Origin of the sequence: Mucilaginibacter sp. 21P, from assembly GCF_019331605.1 — a bacterium.
Taxonomy (GTDB): domain Bacteria; phylum Bacteroidota; class Bacteroidia; order Sphingobacteriales; family Sphingobacteriaceae; genus Mucilaginibacter; species Mucilaginibacter achroorhodeus.
The window spans coordinates 572,311-592,594 of sequence record NZ_CP063061.1 but is presented as its reverse complement, the minus strand read 5'-3'; the positions used below and the strand labels follow the sequence as shown (position 1 = coordinate 592,594).

The following is a 20,284-nucleotide window of genomic DNA, read 5'->3' as shown; positions in this document are numbered from 1 at the left end:
ATGGCCAATTTCGATCATTTCATAGAAAAAGTAGAGGCCGTTTATCAGAAGATTGGCAAACGCTTATCAAACATATGGCTTTTTAAAAATTGGCAGTCTGCATCAAATGATAAGCAATTACGCAAACGCATCCAGGTAAAACAGCACGATATCATGGATTGTGGGGCTGCCTGCCTCGCTTCTGTTGCTGCATATTATAAGCTGGATATGCCCATAGCCCGTATCAGGCAACTGGCATCAACTGATAAAAAGGGTACAAATGTCTTAGGATTGATTGAGGCAGCCGACAAAATGGGGTTTTCTGCCAAAGGTGTAAAAGGCTCTTTAGAGAACCTGTTTGAGATACCTGTACCAACTATTGCACACGTATTGTTGCCGAATCAATTGCAGCACTACGTAGTTATTTATGGAATTACCGATAGCTTTATTGAGGTAATGGACCCAGGTGACGGCGTGTTATACAAACTCACACACGATAATTTCAAATCTGTATGGACAGGTGTATTAGTGTTGATAGCGCCTAACGAGAAGTTCATAGCAGGCGACAGAAATATCTCGGTAGAAAAGCGTTTCTGGTACTTGCTCAAACCACATAAAGCCATGTTACTGCAGGTATTACTCGGTGCTGTGGTATACACGTTATTAGGTTTATCAACTTCTATTTTTCTGCAAAAAATTGTTGACAACGTACTCCCGGAAGATAACCGCAACCTGCTAAACTTGATGGGTGTGGTAATGGTAGTGATCGTTTTTTTACAAGTGTTTATCAATCACGCCCGCACACTTATTACCCTAAAAACCGGACAGCAAATTGATGCCCGCCTCATCTTAGGTTATTACAAGCACCTTTTGAAATTGCCACAGCAGTTTTTTGATAGTATGCGAGTGGGTGAGATCATCTCCAGAATAAACGACGCGGTAAAGATCCGTTCTTTTATTAACGAGGTGCTGGTGATGTTTGCTGTTAATGTGTTCATCCTCATCTTTTCGTTCGCGCTGATGTTCACGTACTACTGGAAGCTGGCGCTCATTATGCTGGCCATTGTACCGCTGTTTGCGTTGATCTATAAATTATCAGACCGATTGAACCGTACCACGCAGAGAAAGTTGATGGAAGACTCAGCCGATCTGCAAACTCAATTGGTAGAATCGGTCAACGCCATTCCCACTATCAAACGTTTCGGGCTGGAAGATTACGCAAATTTTAAAACGGAGACGCGTTTCATTAATATGCTCAAGACTGTTTTCCGTTCGGCTAACAACTCATTGTGGGTAGGTAATTTCAGCAGTTTTGTATCAACCATTTTTACGGTCATCCTGCTTTGGGCGGGCTCTGCTTTTGTATTGGACAAGATCATTACCGCAGGAGAACTATTATCATTCTACGCTATTATTGGATACTTTATGGGCCCTGTTGCCAGCCTCATAGGCATGAATAAGACCCTGCAGGACGCCCGTATCGCAGCCGACAGGTTATTCGAGATCATGGACCTGGAACAGGAGCCGGCAGCTAACCGCACCGAAATCACCGCCGATATGGTAGGCGACGTGACTTTCAAAACTGTGCATTTCAGGTATGGCACCCGTAACACCATCTTTGAAGGATTGAACCTGAATATCCCCAAAGGTAAAATCACTGCTGTAGTGGGCGAAAGCGGGTCAGGTAAAACTACTTTACTATCGCTGATGCAGAATATCTATCCCCTACTCTCCGGCTCCATATTCATCGGCGATTTTGACATCCAGTATATTACTAACGAGAGCCTGCGGCGCTTGGTTGGGGTAGTTCCGCAGGATGTACATTTGTTTGCCGGCAACGTGACCGAAAACATTGCAGTGGGTAGTGGGGAGCCAGACATGAAACGCGTATTAGAGATCTGCAGCCAGTTAGAGATCACTGATTTTATTGAGCAGTTACCAAATGGGTTTAATACTTTCTTGGGTGAAAACGGCACCAACCTTTCGGGCGGGCAAAGGCAGCGTATTGCCATTGCAAGGGCGCTATACCGTGACCCTGAAATTTTAATATTGGACGAAGCAACATCCTCGCTTGATTCTGAGTCTGAATCGCACGTGCAGAATGCAATAGCCTTACTGCGCGAGCGCCAGAAAACCATCATCGTTATTGCTCATCGCCTGAGTACCATCATGAACGCAGATAAGATCATCGTACTACAAAAAGGGAAACTGGCAGAAGAAGGTGACCATAAAACGCTTATGCAGGCTCAGGGTGCATATCACCAAATGTGGAAAAAGCAATTCCCAAGCGAAACGTTGTTAAAAGGCACCCCGGTAAAAAAACACGCAACCACTAAACGCAAAACAGATCAGACAAAAGCGTGAGTTAGCTAAAATCGTATTTTGTTACCAAGGTAATAATCTATGACTTTGCTTTTCAACAACACCTCGTAGCGTAGCTGGATGAGTGCAAACTCTGCAATATTAAACTCATTCTCCGCAACATTTATATCCAGGCTATTGGCCAGGCCAACATTGTAACGCTGCCTCACTACCCTAAAAGCATCTTCGGCAGCTTTTAGCGTAACCTGAGCTGCCTTATATCTCTTATTTGTTGCCTTCACATCCCAAACGGCCTCGGCAACCGCTTTGCGAAGATTATTTTTAGTAAGATCTTCGGTTGCCATAGCATTCTGATAATTCAGTTTTGCCTTACGGATGTTGATATTGGTTTGGTTACCATTGGCAATAGGGATAAATAAAGTGAAGCCTACCGCCTGGTTAAAATTATTCTTCAATTGCTCGCCGAACGGAACGTTGCGGTTTTGAAAAACAGGGGCAATAACCGTTGCATTTGAATTTTCTACCACACCAATAGGTACCGAACCTGCTATCTGGGTAGCTACTACGGTATTTTGAGCGCTGGAATAGCTGGTATTGATGCCTCCGCCGAATGATAGTTGTGGTGCACGCAAACCTTTAGCCACAGCAATGCCTTTCTCTGCCGCCAGCCTTCGGTTACCCGCAATAGTTATATCCGGATTGGTGATGAGGGCTTTTTGATAAACTTCGTTAAGCGTAAAACCTGTATTAATATCATCAATGGCTTTTTTTGGCGGATCGATCACTAAAAACGGCTGATCGTCACGCTCCATCAAATGCGATAAAGTCAGGTAAGCCCTTTCCATTTCGTTTTGGGCATTGGTCAGATTAGCTTCCGCATTAGCCACCTGCGAGGTAGCCTGCGAAAGATCAGCCAAAGTTTTCTGCCCTACTTTAAAAAACTTCTTTTGACGGGCCAACTCTTCCTTTGCAATTTCCAATTGTTTCTTAGCGGCGGCCTGAAGGTCGCGGTTCGTTAAAACGGATAGATAGGTGGTGAGCACAGATAAAGTAAGATCGTTCTTTATCTTATCTACATTGCTCTTATCCGCGCTTAGCAAATACTTATTCTGTTTGATGGTATTGATCTTGGCGAAGCCTTGAAATAATGTAACATTAGCGTATAAACTGCCCTGAGAAACGGTAGTTGCTGCATTTGAATACTGATAGGTTGTGGGATCAACCGCACGGCCAAAAAGGCGGTACGCAGCTATACTACCATTTACCGTGGGCAACTGATCACCTTTAGCCAGCTTAACATTTTCATCGCTGATGGCTGCTTCAAACTGTGCCTGGCGCACCTGTATATTGTTAAGGCAGGCGCTATCGATGGCTTGCTCTAAACTAATTTTTTGCTGCGCTAAAGCGCTTCCCGGGAGAATGGCTGTCAAAAATAAGGCTACGGCCCTAATTACCGGTTTGATAGATAATTTTGTTGGCATAGTGGTTAAGAATTAACGTCCGGCACCTCTGTAACTGTTTCAAATTCACAGGTAATTATGTATAGCCAAATGGTGTACAAATAACATCTCGCTCCGAAAGCTTTATCTGATAATGAGTAAAACCGAAGCGAACCTGATACAGGTTCGCTTTATAATATTTATCGTTATTTTGAAAGAAATTCAAGGAGGTCAACATTCAACTGCTCTTTTGCCGTGTAGAAGAGGCCGTGAGGTTGTCCTTCATAAATAATGTACTGTGCATGCGGAACGAGCTGAGCGGCCTGCTCTCCGGTGGCTTTGATCGGAACGGTTTGATCGGCATCTCCGTGGATCACCAACAAAGGCACGCTGATGCTGCTCATCTCGCTGCGGAGATCCGTAGTCGCAAATGAGGTGGCGCACTCTGTTGTGGCTCGCAGTGATGCTTGCATAGCTACATGCAGGTTCCATTCCAACATCTGGTTACTTACGGGATGATTGAGCAGGTTAACGCCAAAAAACTGTTTACCAAAATCATCCAGGAAAGCGGCTCTGTCCTTTTCCAAGCCCTCTCCGATAGCCTGAATAGTTTCCTGCGGCACACCGTCGGGGTTATCTTCGGTTTGCAGCATATACGGCGCAATAGAACTTACCAATACAGCCTTACGCACTTTTGCACCTCCATGTCGGCTAAAATAGCGTACCACTTCACCGCCAGCCATAGAGAATCCGATCAATGCAACATCTTCCAATTGAAGTTGATCGATAACAGCTTTAAGATCATCGGCCAGGGTACTGTAATCATATGCGGTCCATGGTTTATCTGATTTACCAAATCCCCTTCTGTCATAAGCGATCACCCGGTATCCACCCTCAACAAGGGCCTGAAACTGGTTCTCCCACATTTGATGATCAAGAGGCCATCCATGAATCAGGATCACGGGTTTGCCTTGTCCAAGATCCTCGTAATATAGATTCACCTCCTGACCGTCTGTGTTTTTACTTTTTATAAATTTCATAGATAGATTGTTTATAAAAACAACCTAATGAAATAAGGATTGTTCTGGAATACTTAGCCTTAAACAGAGTAGAAGTGAATTTCAACTTTACACTTGACCTATCAAAAATGTAACCGCAAATTACTGAACCGGGATACGCCCGGACGGGTTTTTTCAAAAAGCTCAGACAGGTCCATTTCCAAAAGTGCACAGATGCTAATGAGCCTTTCAACGGTTAGCTTATTATTTCCAAGTTCAATTTTGCTGTAAGCATTCTGCTTAATAGACATCTTGGCCGCCATATATTCCTGGGAAAAATTCAGTTGTTCCCTTTTTCTCCGGACTGCGACGATGATCGCATCGATTTGTTTTCGGTGCAGCTGGCTCTTCATGGTAGTTAGAATTATAATTGGGTCTACTTAAATATTGAGATCCGACTTAATAAACTACGAACTTTTTTATACGCTGGTTTTATCTCGGTTTCATCGTCCTGATACTTACTTGTACGATTGTGAAATATGCCTGGTTGTGCCTAAAGCGGAACTTGATAAGTACGCTGAAGAATTAAGGTCTAATCATTAATTAATCAACAATCAATCACAGAATAAAAGGTCTCTTTAAATTGTTATTACCTTGCATACTCAATACCGGTAATTCTACCGGTTAAATGTGATAAGGTTTAGGTTGAAATCCCCGGCGGCGAGCGTTCGGGGATTTCTTATTTATTACGCACCCACAAGCAGCCATTTCAGCGCTTGAACAACCGAAGCCTGCAGCAGTAAAACTGTCAAGGGCGACGGTGACAGCCGTCGTTTATATACCCTTGACAGTTTTCCTGCGCCGCTATCTTTGTGAAGGCGGTGCAATGCCGAAATTCGATAGGATTGGAAAAGCAGGGCTGGTGAAGGCACGAAGACCTGCCTGCGTGCGGCAGCGAGGCTTGATGCGCAATGGAACCCGGCGGCGAAGCGCGTGGTGCAATGTAGCTATCATGCCGCAGCTGCAAGGCCAAACAGTAAGCTTATACAGACGGTCCTCTGTACTGATCTGAACCCTGACCCAAACCCCTCTTTTTCTTACGTCGCTTCAACTCCTCATCCATACCAGATCCCGCAGGCGAACCGATAAACTCCGGCTCCAGCAAAGCTTTTAATAATGGAAAAGATTGACCTATCTTTTGCCCCGAAGCAACCTGCCAGGCAAGTTGTATATCCTTCATCTGTTTACGTTCCTCGTAACTGCCATTCTTTAACGTATTGGCATACTTGAACGATTCATCCAACGTCCTCGGGTAATCAAACAGCTGATCGAATAAAGATTCGGCATACTGCTTAAAAGCCACCCTGTCGAACTGCCCTACCTTCAAACTATGTTCAGCATTTTTTCCCTTGGAGTTATTGAGCGGACTTAGCTTGATACTATTACCTACATCCTTACGGCTAACAATGACCTGAATATGCATCTGCTGCCCCGGCTTGACCTCGCCTCGCTTGGCTTTACCTTTCCTAACTTCAAGGTCTTTATAAGTATAGTAGCGGTTGTGCTCCAGCTTTCCAAAGTAAACCAGGTCTTTACCGCTCTCCACACCGCTTCGTTTAAAGTTACCGGCATAAGCATCCATCACTCGCTTCGCATAAGCTTTCAGATAATCAACAGCTTTATCTCCATACTTTCCTTTTAAATACAATAACTCTTTCTCACTCGGGCTGATGTTCACCAGAAAGAACTTAGCATCATCTCGGGACAGCTTGGCGATGTTGTTATCGATGCTCTGCCTTACCTCGTAAACCTGCACATCATCCCGCTGATGGCTGAACCAAGATTCCGGTACAGCGAACTTATCCAAAGCTTCTGCAAGCCTGTTCTCTTTCTCCAGATATGCCACCAATTGCTCGCAACTACCTTTATTGTTACCTGCTTCGCTTTTTGTAATGTTGATATGCATGATCAATGACCCATTGGTTCAGGTTCAACTATAAATTTTGCACCCTTTGTCTCACCTCATTCATCAGCACATCCTTATCTGCCTGGCTGCTCAGCATACCCAGCTTTTCCCGCTGCCTGATATAGTATTCCAGTATCTCACTGACCTGTTTCTTTAACCGGCTTTTATCCAAATGCGCATCATCCATTTTTGAAAGAAACTCCCTGACCTGCCTCAGCTCTTTCGCATGAACAGCCAATACCTCTTTCTCCCATTGGTTATGATCTGCAATATCCTGCTTGAAACTTTGCATAATGCTTCGCTCAAAAGCCATTGTCCTTTCCCCATCCTTCTTGATAGGTATCAACAGGTCTTGCTCTTGTCTTTTGATAAAAGCAACGATATTATCTGTCTTCCTGTTAATGGCATTCTTTAGTAACTCATCATTCAGATCCCTCGGATCTTTCTTGGTCTTATAAAAATAATCAACCATGAATACAAATGCATCCAGCTTGGACAGCCCGTTCTTACGGGCGATGGCTATCAGTCTTTCATCCGTTTTTTCAGTAAACCGTACCGTCTTATTGTTTTCTGTATTACCCATAAAATCATTTAAACTCCATCATTGCGTATACCGGACGGTATACTGTTTTCTTTTTTTATTCTATCAGGCGGGGGGCAAAGTATACTGAGGATATACTCAAAACCGCCATAGCCCCGCAGGGCGAGCGGAAAAGTCGGGCTTGCCCGACTTCCGCTCGCTCCCCCCGCTTTCAGCGAGAGGACATGAGATATACTGCTGCATAGCTATGCAGATATACATCTATACCGCTATACAGATACATAAGTAAACTCATCATAACAGCTACCAAATAAATACCATCAAACCGTTTCTATCTCCCATCCTGCAGGCCACCAGACCAGGCTGCCTTTCTTTGGATGATAAGAAGGCTGGTAACGGATATAACCAAAAGCATCCAGCTCTTTGATACACTTGTGATAGGTCGCAATCGAAGCGATCCTGCTGTAAGCCATTAACAGCTTACGGGTGATAGCGAAAGGGCTGACGAAGCTATTCCGCTGCCATTGGACGAACAATCCGCTAAAAAGACTGATATGCGTTGCATTCAGCCGCTCGTCCCTGCTCATGCGGCGCAGCAGTTTACCGTAGCCGCTCAGCTCTGCATTTGAGATAGAAACGGACTTGGACTTAGTATCAGGCTTATTCATCGCAGGCCTCCTTCCAGCAACCTGTTGATGTCTTCCTGCTTGTAATAGATGATACTGCCGATACGGGTAAACCTCAGCGTACCATTGATGCGCAGGTTCTGCAAAGTACCCGGCGATATTTTTAACAGTTTTCTGACCTCGTTACTCTTCAGCCATTTCTTTGACACCGTTTCTCCGTCCACCTGCACGATCTTTTTGATCTCGGTCAGCAGCTTGTTCTCCAACTCCCTCAGATCCTCTTTCGTGATCAATTCCACATTCATAAATCCTCCTTTTTAAGTAAATAGATCAAACCGGTTCAGCGGAAATAGCAAAAGCGTTCCGCTGAACACAACGGCTCAAAAGTGAAAGAGAAAAGTGCGAAATGAATGACCAATGGCTGCGTTTGGTCACATTTGGAGAGAGGGAAACCGATTACTTATCGTCTTTGCGGACGATCTTGAAGAGCTTGTCCTTTTCAGCGATCTCGATGAACTTAGCAGGCTTATCATCCTTCTGCGCAGGAAAGTAATTGCGCGCGGTGTCGATAGAGATGTCCTTGTCGCCATGTTTGAAGTACTTGGCGATCATCTTATACCAAGGGGCTTGGGTTTGTGACCTGACGAGCCGGCCGCTTTCAGGAATACTCAAGTCAGGAATTTGTTTAATGAGATTGATGAAGGCCGCGATATGGCCTTTGGTAATATTGACCTTTTCGCTGACATCGTATTTGGTAGCTTCTTTTAATAACCTATTCAGCTCAACGACCTCCGCATTCAATCTGTCGATCTCGCGGTCTTTCTCTGCAACAACCGATTCGATCGGCTCCAGATTATGCCAACGGTCGATCGTTTTCATAAAAGATAAGAAAGACTCCAGCTTTTTGGCATTTGCCGTATTGCGGGCATACGTCAAAGAGATTGGGTCTTGCCTTTTAAAATAATCAATGCGAACCTTTATGATACCCGAAACATGATCGAAGAATGACTCTTCGTCAGTTGAATGCCTCTCTAAAAAGTAAGCAAGATGGAAGTTATAGTAAGGCTCAAAATCACCCTCATCAAAATCATAGATCTTCAGCAAAAAGAAATTGTCTTCCAACGCCTTGTTTTGAATGATCGGGTTACCAATCTCATATCGATGAGGGGAAAAATCAAAACGGTTGCGGAATTTGAAGTAGAGGCTTTGAGTAGACATCGGATGCGTTTGCTTTAAAACAAGCTACACGCCATTATGATTTATCTTTTTTAAGCCATTTAGATTCTATTAAATCTATCAAATCAATCCCCCAAAGGGGCTATGACACCAACTCGAGTTATGCTACAAAAGAATCTTAATGAAATATTAGTAATTGTTGAGATTTTAATACGCAAAAAGTTCGAACTGGACGTGTTCGGTGGCTTTTCCGCAATAGCTTTATTATCAATAATCTGATGTTTCTCAAAATTCAAGGATAACCGAATATTTGTATTTGTTTTGATTGAGTTTGAAAGAACTATCTTAAAGATAAGCATTAAAGCTTAGTTTTAAATACTAAATTTCTTTAAGGTATTTATTGATATTTTCTTCCATAAAAACATAAAAGTTTTCGAGGGATTCGATTCCTCTTCGGGTTACTTTTTTAAAAATTATAAAAGGTTGTAGATTCCACATCTTCCAAGCTATTTTCGTTTGTTAAGCGACATTTGAATAACAAAATTCGAATTATAGATATTTCTGGCTAAAATAACTTTAATTGGAAAAAAAAGTTTGTGTCTGTTCATTTCCTAAAATCAATTATCAGAACAGTAAAACTCCATTAGATGATATAATCTTAAGGGGTGTTCATTTTAGGGCACACCAAATTATTCAGCTTATTCCATTCGATACATTCGTAATTAGGAGTCATTTCCAGTCTAAACTCGGTTTGTAAATATTTCATATGTAAAGCTTGTATATAATTATATTTGATTTAGTTATGGCTAAAAAGAACAACTTCATTATCGCAAATCTTCTTTTAGAAACTAAAAAAACTACAATAATGATTTGTTCGATCTACCACCGCTAACAAATCTACCTTCCGGGCAATTATCGGCTATAAACCAGAATAATAATCATAACCCTCGCGTGCCCAGTAATCGGGCGGGCGCGTATTGCTGAAGGTCATATAACCGATCCGTTTCAAGTTTTTGATACCATACTTGACCGGGATAATGAGCCGCAGCGGCGCGCCGTGGTTAAGTGGTATAGGCTGGCCATTCATCTCGTAAGCCAGGATCGTTTGCGGGTGGATCGCGCTATCCATGTCCAGCCCGACCTGGTATTCCTTATCCGGTGTCATGAGCCCCATATATTGAGTTTTGGTTTCTTCCGCCAATCCGAAATGTTCGATAAAGTCCAACATTTTCAAACCACCCCAGTACTGGATCTGATCCCAACCCTCCACGCATTTAAAATCATAAACGATCTCAGTCTTCGGCAAAGTCTTTATCTGATCCATGGTAATGTACATCAGTTCTCCGTTGGCACGTTTTACTTCCATTTTCCAGTCGGCCAGTACAATGTCGCTTTCCAAACCAATATCGCTATTTTGCCGCACATTTTTAGCGGCCATGGCTTTCGGATAGGTTTTGACCAGGTGGTTCCGGCTAAAGAAATTACGAAAGAAAAGCTCAGTCTTGTTCAGCGCCCGACGCAGCGGCACCTGCCCCCCACCGGTCACGCCGGTCAATTCTTCCGGCGAGGTAGATAGCCAACGCCAGCCCTTATAGGCCGCCGCCGAACCTAATGCAAATACGCCCAGCGATAAAAAATTGCGCCGTTTGATCTTTTGATCGATGGTCAGCGGCTGTTTAGTCTTCTTTTGGTTTTTCATCGTTTTCAGAGTTTGTTGTTGGAACTATTTTCATGGATTTGTTTGACCGGATCACCTCAAAACCCGAAATGACCGACCAGAAATTCTTCCAGCCGGCTAGGATCACCTGCGTGATGTGGATCAGGAAAAAGAACACATAGCCGATGGTCAATATAAAATGAATGATGCGGGCCATGTGATAGCCGCCGCAAATCCAGGTAATGGTGGCGAATTGCACCGGCTTATAAATCGCCAAACCTGTCAATAGCGAACCAAATCCCATAACGATAACAGCCGTATAAGCGATCCTTTGCGCGGCATTGTATTTATTTTGCGGCGGCAACATTTTGCGGATATGCAGATCGTGCAGCAACACCTCCCAAGCTTCTATGAACGACTTGCGCTGCGGCAGCAGTTCCCGCCAGGAACCCGATACGACGGTATAAACAACGTAGATCAGCCCATTAAGAGCAAAGAACCACATGAACAAAAAATGATAAGCCATACCCTTGGCCAGGTGCGCCGGAATATCCAAGGCCTCGTAAAACCAGTCCGGGAAAAATTTAACATAGGTGTGTCCGAACAAGGTGATGCTGTAGACGTCATTGGCCCAGTAGATGAGCAGCCCGCTCCAGATCATGATTGTCAGTAACGGGAAATTGACCCAATGCGTCCAGCGCATCAGCACCGAGTGTTTTTCTTTGATCTGTTTCATAAATCCAGTTTGGTAGCACCGTTGATCGTGCCTGTTTTGCCGTCCTGTACAAAGGCGATGAGTTCAAATTGTTTTTCATCAAAATCTGGGGGCAATTTCAGTGTGGCTTCACCCGATGAGGCATTAACTCGTATATTTTGAATATTGGCAACGATCTGCACATGTGATAAAGTACGGCCGCTGTTCTCACCGGCCCTGACCGCGATCGTCGCCTGTTTTTTGACCAAGGCTAATACGAGCGCCTGGCCTGGTGCCGCTTCGGTATGATAATTTAGCGTGGCCGATCCATTGTTTACTTTGAAGTTATCCAGCGAAAGATTAGTTTGGGCCGGTTGTTTTAATCCGGTATTGATCGCTTTTCTTAAAGTACCTTCCTGCGAGCCGACGAACTCGGTTTTGCCGTTAACCACGATCTGCGGCGTGTAAACCGAACTTAAATTCAGCCAGTTGGCGTAAGTGTTTTGCCGCTTGGAGTAATCAGCGCTGCTGAAGACATCTTTCCAGCCCAGGCGATTCCAGTAATCTACATGATAAGCCAGAATATACACCGGCTGACCATTCATTTCTTTTTCGATCTTCGCAACGACCGCGTCGGCAGGCGGACAACTGGAGCAGCCTTCAGACGTAAACAGTTCCACCACCGCGAAACCTTTATCAACCGGTGTTTTTTGAATGTTCTGGTCACTGAACGACAAAGATCCCAGGCCCGCTAAGACAGCGAAGAAAAGAAAAGAAAATATTTTGGTGCTTTTCATGATTGTTTATTTTGAGGTTTAGTCGGCTTTAAATCAGTATCCTTACAAATAATTTCAAGATTTGTTGTAAGGTTTGTTTACGCACTGCGACCAATGAATGTTTATTGATGGACAAATGACTACTCCTCCCGCCGGTCACTTACTTGATCCCCAAAACTGGGTGAGCGCTTATGCTGACTATTTATATCGCTATGCCATTATCCGGGTCAATGATGAAGACCAGGTCCGTGACCTGGTGCAGGAAACTTTTTTAGCCGGGTTGCAAAGCCAGGGTAATTTTGCCGGTAAAAGTTCGGAGCTTACTTGGCTAACCGCGATCCTGAAAAATAAGATCTATGATGTTTACCGGAAAAATGCAAACGGACTGAAAACAGCGGAAATAAATAATTCCATAGGCGAAGAGCCCGACTTCTTTCATGAGGACGGGCATTGGAAAAAAGAGCACCGGCCTAAGGCTTTTGGCGTGGATGATTTTGATCCGCTGGCCAATAAGGAGCTTAATAGGGCGCTGCAATTATGCCTGCAAAAATTGCCGGCCCTGTGGTTTTCGGTTTTTACAATGAAGCATATGGAAGACGAAGCGACTGAGATGATCTGCAAAGAACTTAGATTGACCCAAGCCAATTTTTGGGTGATCATTCACCGAGCTAAATTAAATCTGCGGGCCTGCCTGCAAAGAAACTGGATGTGAGATGAACGAGTTAAAAAAAGTAATTTATAATTGTCGCAAGGCCACCTACCTGATCGATAAACGCTTAATGGGCAGTATAACACTCAGGGAAACCGTTGAACTACGTATTCACCTGATCGGGTGCAAGGTATGCGGTATTTATATGGAGCAAAGCAAAATGATAAATGAAATGATCCGGCAGTTGCTTAAATCTAAAAAGCCACTGGAGATCAAAATGGATGAAGGCTTTAAAGAAGCGCTGCAGGCACAAATAACGGCCGAAATAAATAAAAATTAATTGGTGTAAGGTTTAATGGCCAGCCCCGACTAACAGGCAAACATTAAATCAAATAAACATGAAATCGTACAAATCACTGATCGCTGGCTTAAGCTTAGCCTTTATCTGTATCGCAACTGTTAACGTTAATGCAGCTACCAACCACGCTTTTTTTCAGGACAAAATGTCTAAGATGAAAAAGGACACTTCAAAAATGGATAAAATGAAGATGGACAAAATGAAAAAGGATAAGATCAAGATGGATAAGAAAAAAATGAAGATGCAAAAAAATACCTCGAAAATGGGTGAAATGTAAAACGTGATAACGATTGGGAGGTCGTTAGGACGTTCCATAAGGAAGGGGCTTAAGCCCCTTTTATGTTAAGCGAAGCGGTGCTGCAATATCGCTACTACGTACGGCGAATCGATCCGGATATCATGGGTAGTATGCAGCGGAATCTCCAGATGGTCGCCTGCGTTCAACGTAAAGATGTTCGATCCTACTTTGCAGGTACAGGTGCCCTTCAGAATAAAAAAGCTTTCGGAAATTACTTCATGGACTTCTTCGGGCACATCGAGTTTGGTAACAACTAATGTTTGTGCGATCATTTCGTTTTGTTTAAGCAAATGCGCAAAAAAATCATCAAAGTGTTCAGCGGGGATCAGGTGTTCTACCGCCTTTAACCAGTTTTCATAGTTTGAATATTTGCTGGTCGGTGGTAGGTTATTCAGATAGATACTCTCTTCTGCAAAGAGCGCCGACATGATTTTGTTTTTCAATTGCGGGCTTGGCGCGATTGCCTGGATCAGTGCTAAGTCTTCAATAGCCAATTCTATTTCATTCATTTCCTGATCAATTTCCGCGTGGGCTGACCGCAAAGCACTGATCTCGTTGCCTAGTTCGGTATTGAATCCGAAACAATATTGTTCCAGGTTGCCTTCGTCGATATAGCCCTTGATATCCATGAGTTTACAAATGTAACCAAATGTTTTTCTATTATTTTGAAACACTTACAACTTCAGCGAGAATACAACGACGAGAAGATGATCATAGATTCTTCCGCAATGCTGCTCGAATATCGGGAACACCGTAAGAAGCCACCCGAACTTTTTCGCGTTTTCCGCTTAAATGAGCACCGTAAAAACCGTTTGTTGATCATCCGAACTCACCTCGATGCGGCCGCCATGCGCTTTGGCGATTTCAGCAGAAATATAAAGGCCCAGGCCCAAGCCTTCCTTACCATCTTCGCGCCCTCGCGAAAAAGGCAGGAAAAGTGACGCCAAGGAAGCTTCAGGGATCGGTGTGCCGCTGTTGCTGACCTGCAACCGGAATTGCCCGTCCACTATACTTGCTTTCACATTTACTGTTTCATCCGCCTGGCCATGCGTGAGCGCATTGCTGAGCAGGTTGCTGAACAATTGGGCGATACGTTTGCCGTCGAGCTCCAGCGGCACCTAATCGTTTTTAAAAAGCTTTGTCAATTTGTTTAATACTTGAAAATTCTTATTTTTTGGTATATCATTTGAATTCAAACAGCCTCAAAACCAAAGTGAGTTTTTGGTGAGTCACTTTCGAACAGGCTGATAAAATATTGATAATGAGATAGAACGAGGCATGGTTCGAGTCCCGTCCAGTTTGAAACAAGCTTTCTCAAGATATTAATTTAATATAGAAAGCCAGTGACGTTAAGCACTGGCTTTTCCAATCACATCAGTTAACAAGGATCTGATCTCCAGTGAGCTGGCTGAGTCCTTTCCTGCAAGTGTCGCTGGCGAGCAACATGTACAGGGCGGTAACCTTGGTTACACGCATAGTTTTTTTGCTTCGTTCTGGGTAGAAAAATTTCGCCCTACTTGGGCCCCGTTTACAATTACGACGTAATGTGAGGTGGGTACATGCTCGCTTGAAGCATGCGGTCGATGTTCTACAAATGCTGCAGCCATAATAAATGATTTTTAAGTTTTTAAAAGCAAATTTAAGGAGTCAGAAATCGATGTTTTTGCGGGTTCTCGTAATTTTGAATCTTTTTCGTGGATAACATTCGAACAGTATATGTGTTAAAATGATTATCTTTACTTAAGATTTGCGTCGTGCGGGAATACCGGTGAGTCGGCTGGTGAGTGCGGAATTTTGAAGTTGTAAGATATTGATAATCAGATCGCTATAAAGGTATGGGTATTCCCCTACGGGCTACTAAAAACGCCGGTTTCTTACAAGAGATCGGCGTTTTTTTGTTGATAGGGCGCGTGATTGGTAAAATTTTGATGAAACTCAATAACTCGGAATGATGCTGAAATACGACTTTTGCAAAGTTCAGAATTTCGTAATCAAACAGATCCTTACCACAGCCTTTTGTCAGCAAAGCTTCCCTGGAAAGTGACGTTTAAGCAAATTGACCTATCATCAAAATGGGTAAAATTTTATTAAATTTTCTAAGCACCTAAACGATATTATTGAAATACTTGCACAGTTTAAGGCGAAGTACTTCGTTCTTAGTTACGTAGCCACACTTCTTCAAAGTTGCTTCTTAAATTACGACCATTTAATCAAAATGAATAAAAGTGGTTTCTTCCATATCAAAGGACAGATACTGCAATTTTCATTCTCAACAGAATGAGATCGACACGATAATTTTTGAGGAAACAACGATTGAGATTGATACCGTAAAGAATCTAATTGAGCAACTACAGCACGCGCTATTACACTGTTCCTTATCATTTCAGTAAACAAAGTTTCCACCAATCCGCTAAAATGGGCACGAGATTATGACTGAAAGAGATTTGAGCTGGTTTGCAAGACATTTACCTAAAGAATCTCACAATACGGTGTAATTCTTTAAAAGGAGTGTGAATACATTTATTCAGTTTTTAAAATAAACGCTAAATTGTGTTAAAAACCAGGTGATGAATTTAACCCTAAGATTGCATTTTAACTAAGAATACGAATTTTCCCCAAATGGGCATAATGGTAAAACATTTATAGCCATTGTTGATGCTCTGTATGTTCCTAACAATGGTGACTTTATCAGTTTTACTGCTGCGGACTACGTTTCAGACAATGCTGTTGCGGATAGGTTACAAAAGGCAATGGAAGAAGGGGGCAGTTTTAGAGTACGTATCCTTGGTGCGAATTACGAAAAGGCCCGAACGATTGTAGACTTGCTTCTATTCAATGACGAAAATTATCTTTCAGCTTATGTTGAATAACAATGATTTGGTTAGGATAACTTACATGGCTTTGCACAATATTGCTGAATGGATTGGTGCGGCCAAGCTTTATGCCCACAGCCGAGCAACGGATATTACGCGATCACTGCCGCAGCAGGTTGTTAGTATTTAATTTTTTATTTGTTTGAACAACTAATTCAATTAACCTCTCAATTAATGAAGTAATAGCTCAATCATGCCTTTATAGTTGTTTACAAAAGACTTGGTGATAATGTAAGCTTGTGACTGCTCATAAGTAATTTCTTTAACGCCTTCTTCGTCAAATTGGTAAATTACTGCATTGGGGTAAGCTAATAATATAGGCGAATGCGTTGCAATAATTAATTGTGAGCCTTGTTTGACCAAATTGTCAATCAATGACAATGCAGTAAGTAACCTCGTCGGTGAAAGGGCGGCTTCAGGCTCGTCAAATAAATACAACCCATTCCTGCCAAGCCTTTGGGACAAAATTGTAAGGAAAGCTTCACCGTGTGAACAATCGTGGAGTGAATCCAGGCCATATGTTCTATAAAAGAGGTCACGATCTTCAACGTATCTTTCATCCAAGTACGTTACAAAATTATAAAAGTTCTCTGCTCGTAAAAAAAAATAATCTGAAGGCTTTTTATGGTTTTTCAAACCATATATAAATTCTGACAATAACGATGGTGCCATATTTGAAGGAGTACCCCTTGATCCACCCTCTTGTGATATCCCGAGCCATTCTGACAATCCTTCAAGGAATGTGGATTTTCCAGAACCGTTTTCTCCTACAAGAAATGTTACATCCTCGTGAAACTTAATTTCAGAGAAATTTTTAATGGCCGGAATGTTAAAAGGAAATTTAGTAAATGAAACGATACGATCTTTGCGTATTTCAACTTTTGATAAATAGGGCTTCGTCTGCAATATTCTTTATTTAAGATTAGTTCGTTACTTTATATAAATTTTCAATTGTTGATACCCAAGCCAATTTTCCAATTCCTTATCTTCTTTCGTCTGATTTTCAAAGTTATTTTTGTATTTAAGAAAACCAAATTGTTCAATTTCTCTCGCTACTTGATCTTCAGGAAGCACGACTGGTTTTAGATTTAATTTTTCAAAATATCCTAAACTGTTCTGCTCGATAAAGTCTTCTAAGAAACGATGCATTCTGGACTTTAATTTAATTATTTGAACGGCATCTGATTTTATATCATCAATCTCACAGTGAAGCATCAAGTCTCTTTCATATTTTATGAAAGATGCAGATTTAAGTTGATCGTGTGCAGAAAATGTTACGCGATAATCAAGGATAAAAGTATCTTTTTCTGCTCGTCGCCAATGAGACCTTTTTGAATACGATGTAACAACTTCTCTGTTATCCTTAAAAAAATCTTTATTAATCGAATAAGATAGTTGTGTCGTATTTTAAAAAGGGGTTCCGTTTTTTTGATGGGGCGCGTAATTAGTAAAATTTTTATGAAATCGAATGACGCGGAATGAAGCTGAAATAGACTTATGCAAAATTCAAACACCAGCATCGAAAAGCCGCCCTTTCACAATTTCTTATTTGCAGAGCGTCTCTTTCTGCGTATCAAAGATGTTTGAAAAGGCAGACTTAGACGTTTGTTAAAAGCCTGATAAACTTCTTAATTTATGACTCAAAAAACTTTTCAGGCGTTAATGGGAGGTCCCGCAGTCTTTTACCTGTTGCGTTGAATACCGCATTTGCTATTGCTGCCGAAACTCCGGTAATTCCGATCTCTCCTATGCCGCGGGCACCGATAGGGGATATGTGCGGATCAGGTTTACCGATGAAATGAACATCAATAGGCGGAACATCCAGGTGCACGGGTACATGATAGTCAGCAAGTGTGCGGGTAACAGGGTTGCCCCAGCGTTTATCATATTCAGTTGCTTCCATCAGTGCGGCGCCTATACCGAAAATAACTCCACCGATGATCTGCGACCTTGCCGTTTTCTCATTCATGATCCGGCCCACATCCTGCACGCTGGTGACCCTTTTAACTCGTATAGTGCCAAGATCTTCATCAACCCAAACCTCTGCAAACTGAGCACCGAATGAATGAAAGGCATATTGTTTGATATCGCTGTTTTGTTCAGCAGGGGTTTGACTTGGAGTACAAAGTGCACTGGGAACCGTAAGGCCCGCACCTGAAACGGGCAAAGTTGTTGCACATGCTTCGATCTCGTTGCGTTTTGCCCTGTTCAGAATATCTAAATAGGTATCCGATTTGTCTTTATTACCTTTCACAAAAAGCTTACCGTTGGCAAAATCGATATCGTCAGGTTTACTGCCATTTAATTTCGAACCCGGATCGGCAATGGCCATCGAGATAAGTTCTTTTCGCAGCAATACGCAGGCATCTAAAGCCGCTGGATGGATACTTGCCGTAGTTTGCGAACCCCCTGCCAATGGTGCCGGCGGAAGGCTGGAATCACCGATCTTTACGTCAATTTTTTCCACAGGTATACCAAGCGCATCAGCTGCTGTTTGGGCCAGTACGGTGTAAGTTCCGGTACCGATATCAATAGATGCGGTCATTACCGTTACATCGCCTTTATTGTTCATCAATACCTTTACGGAGGCTGCACTTCGGCCACCCGGATAGGTTGCAGTAGCCATCCCGTATCCCACTAAATATTTTCCCTGGCGTTTTTGCCTTGGTTCGATACTGCGGCTTGCCCAGCCGAAACGTTTCGCGCCGGTCCGGTAACAGTCTACCAGGAACTCACTCGAAAAGTCATGGCCTTTTACCGGGTCTTTGGTCGTGTGATTTTTGATCCTGAATTCTACCGGGTCCATTTTTAACTGATAAGCCATCTCGTCCATGGCACACTCCAATGCGAAAGTTCCGGGGGTTTCGCCCGGCGCGCGCATAAAAGTTGGGGTGCTGCGGTCCAGATGCGCCACATTATAAGTGACCTCTCTAAGTCGGGCCTTATACAAGACCAGGGTTTGTTTCCCGCTTGGCTCAAAGAACTGAGTAAGATTATTATAAGTGTTTGTGTGATGGCGTAGCACATTCAGTTGCCCGCCTGCATCAGTGCCCACACCAACACGCTGGATAGTTGCTGCGCGATGACCAACATTGGTCTGCATCATTTGCCTTGTAAGCGCCAGCTTTACCGGCCGGTTTGCCGCCTTTGCAGCCATAGCAACCAACAAGGTGTGCAGCCAAAGGCCCTTAGAGCCAAAGCCTCCGCCAACAAACGGTGCCATAACGCGTACATTCTCCTGTTTCAGACCAAAGAAATAGGCAGCTATTGCACTGGTAAGGCCCACGCCCTGAGTAGCATCATATAAAGTTAGCTTATCAGTACCTTCCCACACTGCAACTGTTGCATGGGGTTCCATAGGGTGATGATGTTCAACCGGTGTCGAATAGGTATGATCTACCTTTTTGGCTGAGGCCGCGAGCGGACCGGCGGCTTTACCTTCATTCACCTGTGCCTCTTCGCCCATGAACATTTTTGGTTTGGTGCTTTTTGGAAGTTCCGTTTTCAGATCAACTGCGGCCTTATCTGCAATATACTTCACCTGCAGTTTATAAGCCGCTGCGCGTGCCTGTTCATAAGTTTCAGCAACTATCACCGCTACAAACTGTCCGGGATAATGTACCGTATTATCCTGCAAAGGCGGAAGATTTTCGCCGAGGAAACCCGCACCTGCTTTCATCTGCGCCTGCATATCCAGTGGTTTTAACTTATAAGCGTTCTTATAACTGATCACCGCTATTACACCGGCTTCCTTCCGGATAATGTCATCATTGATCGACGCGATCTTTCCTTTTGCTATTGATGCACGTACAGGAAATGCATATGCCATGTTTGGCTGATTAAACTCCGCAGCATACGTCGCCTTGCCACTAACTTTCATACGGCCATCAATGCGGCTAATGGGTTTACCGGTTTCACTCATGATCTTGATT

The 20,284-nt window shown here is 43.1% G+C and carries 20 protein-coding genes; 4 read left to right on the top strand and 16 right to left on the bottom strand.

Annotation, left to right across the window (positions count from 1 at the left end; genetic code table 11):
• The gene (locus INP83_RS02485; protein ID WP_219126172.1) at positions 1-2,343 is read left to right on the top strand and encodes a peptidase domain-containing ABC transporter; all 2,343 of its coding nucleotides are present in this window, start codon (positions 1-3) and stop codon (positions 2,341-2,343) included.
• 5 nt (positions 2,344-2,348) lie between these two features.
• Here the strand turns inward: INP83_RS02485 and INP83_RS02480 are convergent, their stop codons facing one another.
• From INP83_RS02480 to INP83_RS02430, 11 genes are all read right to left on the bottom strand, one after another.
• Entirely contained in the window at positions 2,349-3,782 is a 1,434-nt protein-coding gene (locus INP83_RS02480) for a TolC family protein (RefSeq protein WP_219126171.1), read from the bottom strand.
• 164 nt (positions 3,783-3,946) lie between these two features.
• Positions 3,947-4,780, bottom strand: coding sequence for an alpha/beta fold hydrolase (locus INP83_RS02475; protein WP_219126170.1), 834 nt, complete (start codon positions 4,778-4,780; stop codon positions 3,947-3,949).
• A gap of 101 nt (positions 4,781-4,881) precedes the next feature.
• Positions 4,882-5,151 carry a helix-turn-helix domain-containing protein gene (locus INP83_RS02470; protein WP_146273070.1) on the bottom strand — a complete coding sequence of 90 codons (270 nt, stop codon included), beginning with the start codon at positions 5,149-5,151 and terminating at the stop codon, positions 4,882-4,884.
• A 629-nt stretch (positions 5,152-5,780) separates the two neighbouring features.
• On the bottom strand, positions 5,781-6,704 hold the full coding sequence (locus INP83_RS02465) for a DUF5712 family protein (RefSeq protein ID WP_219126169.1): 924 nt from the start codon (positions 6,702-6,704) through the stop codon (positions 5,781-5,783).
• 28 nt (positions 6,705-6,732) lie between these two features.
• Positions 6,733-7,287 carry a BfmA/BtgA family mobilization protein gene (locus INP83_RS02460; protein ID WP_219126168.1) on the bottom strand — a complete coding sequence of 185 codons (555 nt, stop codon included), beginning with the start codon at positions 7,285-7,287 and terminating at the stop codon, positions 6,733-6,735.
• Positions 7,288-7,565: 278 nt separating this feature from the next.
• Positions 7,566-7,913 carry a hypothetical protein gene (locus tag INP83_RS02455; protein ID WP_255563234.1) on the bottom strand — a complete coding sequence of 116 codons (348 nt, stop codon included), beginning with the start codon at positions 7,911-7,913 and terminating at the stop codon, positions 7,566-7,568.
• The gene (locus INP83_RS02450) at positions 7,910-8,176 is read right to left on the bottom strand and encodes a helix-turn-helix domain-containing protein (RefSeq protein WP_219126167.1); all 267 of its coding nucleotides are present in this window, start codon (positions 8,174-8,176) and stop codon (positions 7,910-7,912) included. The genes INP83_RS02455 and INP83_RS02450 overlap by 4 nt, the downstream gene beginning before the upstream one ends.
• Positions 8,177-8,327: 151 nt before the next feature.
• Positions 8,328-9,089, bottom strand: coding sequence for a hypothetical protein (locus INP83_RS02445; RefSeq protein ID WP_219126166.1), 762 nt, complete (start codon positions 9,087-9,089; stop codon positions 8,328-8,330).
• An 877-nt stretch (positions 9,090-9,966) separates the two neighbouring features.
• Positions 9,967-10,746, bottom strand: a complete 780-nt coding sequence (locus INP83_RS02440; protein ID WP_219126165.1) for a molybdopterin-dependent oxidoreductase — start codon at positions 10,744-10,746, stop codon at positions 9,967-9,969.
• Entirely contained in the window at positions 10,724-11,440 is a 717-nt protein-coding gene (locus INP83_RS02435) for a cytochrome b/b6 domain-containing protein (RefSeq protein ID WP_255563233.1), read from the bottom strand. The genes INP83_RS02440 and INP83_RS02435 overlap by 23 nt, the downstream gene beginning before the upstream one ends.
• Entirely contained in the window at positions 11,437-12,195 is a 759-nt protein-coding gene (locus tag INP83_RS02430) for a thioredoxin family protein (protein WP_219126164.1), read from the bottom strand. Before INP83_RS02430 ends, INP83_RS02435 begins: the two co-directional genes overlap by 4 nt.
• Before the next feature lie 115 nt (positions 12,196-12,310).
• Between INP83_RS02430 and INP83_RS02425 the strand changes: the two genes are divergently transcribed.
• The 3 genes from INP83_RS02425 to INP83_RS02415 are packed head-to-tail and all read left to right on the top strand — an operon-like array spanning position 12,311 to position 13,458.
• Positions 12,311-12,886 carry a sigma-70 family RNA polymerase sigma factor gene (locus INP83_RS02425; RefSeq protein ID WP_219126163.1) on the top strand — a complete coding sequence of 192 codons (576 nt, stop codon included), beginning with the start codon at positions 12,311-12,313 and terminating at the stop codon, positions 12,884-12,886.
• Between the two features lies 1 nt (position 12,887).
• Positions 12,888-13,163 (top strand): hypothetical protein, encoded by a 276-nt coding sequence (locus tag INP83_RS02420; RefSeq protein ID WP_219126162.1) that lies wholly within the window; start codon positions 12,888-12,890, stop codon positions 13,161-13,163.
• Between the two features lie 58 nt (positions 13,164-13,221).
• Positions 13,222-13,458, top strand: coding sequence for a hypothetical protein (locus INP83_RS02415; protein WP_219126161.1), 237 nt, complete (start codon positions 13,222-13,224; stop codon positions 13,456-13,458).
• 65 nt (positions 13,459-13,523) lie between these two features.
• Here the strand turns inward: INP83_RS02415 and INP83_RS02410 are convergent, their stop codons facing one another.
• The 5 genes from INP83_RS02410 to INP83_RS02390 all read right to left on the bottom strand — a co-directional run bounded on the left by INP83_RS02410 (position 13,524) and on the right by INP83_RS02390 (position 20,274).
• Positions 13,524-14,108, bottom strand: coding sequence for a cupin domain-containing protein (locus INP83_RS02410; RefSeq protein WP_219126160.1), 585 nt, complete (start codon positions 14,106-14,108; stop codon positions 13,524-13,526).
• A gap of 159 nt (positions 14,109-14,267) precedes the next feature.
• Entirely contained in the window at positions 14,268-14,597 is a 330-nt protein-coding gene (locus INP83_RS02405; RefSeq protein WP_219126159.1) for a sensor histidine kinase KdpD, read from the bottom strand.
• A gap of 1,926 nt (positions 14,598-16,523) precedes the next feature.
• Complete coding sequence (locus INP83_RS02400; protein ID WP_146273057.1) at positions 16,524-17,258, bottom strand: AAA family ATPase; 735 nt, start codon at positions 17,256-17,258, stop codon at positions 16,524-16,526.
• 24 nt (positions 17,259-17,282) lie between these two features.
• Positions 17,283-17,567 carry a hypothetical protein gene (locus INP83_RS02395; protein WP_186458804.1) on the bottom strand — a complete coding sequence of 95 codons (285 nt, stop codon included), beginning with the start codon at positions 17,565-17,567 and terminating at the stop codon, positions 17,283-17,285.
• Positions 17,568-17,985: 418 nt separating this feature from the next.
• Complete coding sequence (locus INP83_RS02390; RefSeq protein ID WP_146273055.1) at positions 17,986-20,274, bottom strand: xanthine dehydrogenase family protein molybdopterin-binding subunit; 2,289 nt, start codon at positions 20,272-20,274, stop codon at positions 17,986-17,988.
• Positions 20,275-20,284 lie beyond the last annotated feature (10 nt).

Excerpts from the sequence above, each read along its gene's own strand:
- INP83_RS02485 (WP_219126172.1), top strand. The coding sequence starts at position 1 with ATGGCCAATTTCGATCATTTCATAGAAAAAGTAGAGGCCGTTTATCAG.
- INP83_RS02480 (WP_219126171.1), bottom strand. The coding sequence starts at position 3,782 with ATGCCAACAAAATTATCTATCAAACCGGTAATTAGGGCCGTAGCCTTA.
- INP83_RS02475 (WP_219126170.1), bottom strand. The coding sequence starts at position 4,780 with ATGAAATTTATAAAAAGTAAAAACACAGACGGTCAGGAGGTGAATCTA.
- INP83_RS02470 (WP_146273070.1), bottom strand. The coding sequence starts at position 5,151 with ATGAAGAGCCAGCTGCACCGAAAACAAATCGATGCGATCATCGTCGCA.
- INP83_RS02465 (WP_219126169.1), bottom strand. The coding sequence starts at position 6,704 with ATGCATATCAACATTACAAAAAGCGAAGCAGGTAACAATAAAGGTAGT.
- INP83_RS02460 (WP_219126168.1), bottom strand. The coding sequence starts at position 7,287 with ATGGGTAATACAGAAAACAATAAGACGGTACGGTTTACTGAAAAAACG.
- INP83_RS02455 (WP_255563234.1), bottom strand. The coding sequence starts at position 7,913 with ATGAATAAGCCTGATACTAAGTCCAAGTCCGTTTCTATCTCAAATGCA.
- INP83_RS02450 (WP_219126167.1), bottom strand. The coding sequence starts at position 8,176 with ATGAATGTGGAATTGATCACGAAAGAGGATCTGAGGGAGTTGGAGAAC.
- INP83_RS02445 (WP_219126166.1), bottom strand. The coding sequence starts at position 9,089 with ATGTCTACTCAAAGCCTCTACTTCAAATTCCGCAACCGTTTTGATTTT.
- INP83_RS02440 (WP_219126165.1), bottom strand. The coding sequence starts at position 10,746 with ATGAAAAACCAAAAGAAGACTAAACAGCCGCTGACCATCGATCAAAAG.
- INP83_RS02435 (WP_255563233.1), bottom strand. The coding sequence starts at position 11,440 with ATGAAACAGATCAAAGAAAAACACTCGGTGCTGATGCGCTGGACGCAT.
- INP83_RS02430 (WP_219126164.1), bottom strand. The coding sequence starts at position 12,195 with ATGAAAAGCACCAAAATATTTTCTTTTCTTTTCTTCGCTGTCTTAGCG.
- INP83_RS02425 (WP_219126163.1), top strand. The coding sequence starts at position 12,311 with ATGACTACTCCTCCCGCCGGTCACTTACTTGATCCCCAAAACTGGGTG.
- INP83_RS02420 (WP_219126162.1), top strand. The coding sequence starts at position 12,888 with ATGAACGAGTTAAAAAAAGTAATTTATAATTGTCGCAAGGCCACCTAC.
- INP83_RS02415 (WP_219126161.1), top strand. The coding sequence starts at position 13,222 with ATGAAATCGTACAAATCACTGATCGCTGGCTTAAGCTTAGCCTTTATC.
- INP83_RS02410 (WP_219126160.1), bottom strand. The coding sequence starts at position 14,108 with ATGGATATCAAGGGCTATATCGACGAAGGCAACCTGGAACAATATTGT.
- INP83_RS02395 (WP_186458804.1), bottom strand. The coding sequence starts at position 17,567 with ATGCTTCACTGTGAGATTGATGATATAAAATCAGATGCCGTTCAAATA.
- INP83_RS02390 (WP_146273055.1), bottom strand. The coding sequence starts at position 20,274 with ATGAGTGAAACCGGTAAACCCATTAGCCGCATTGATGGCCGTATGAAA.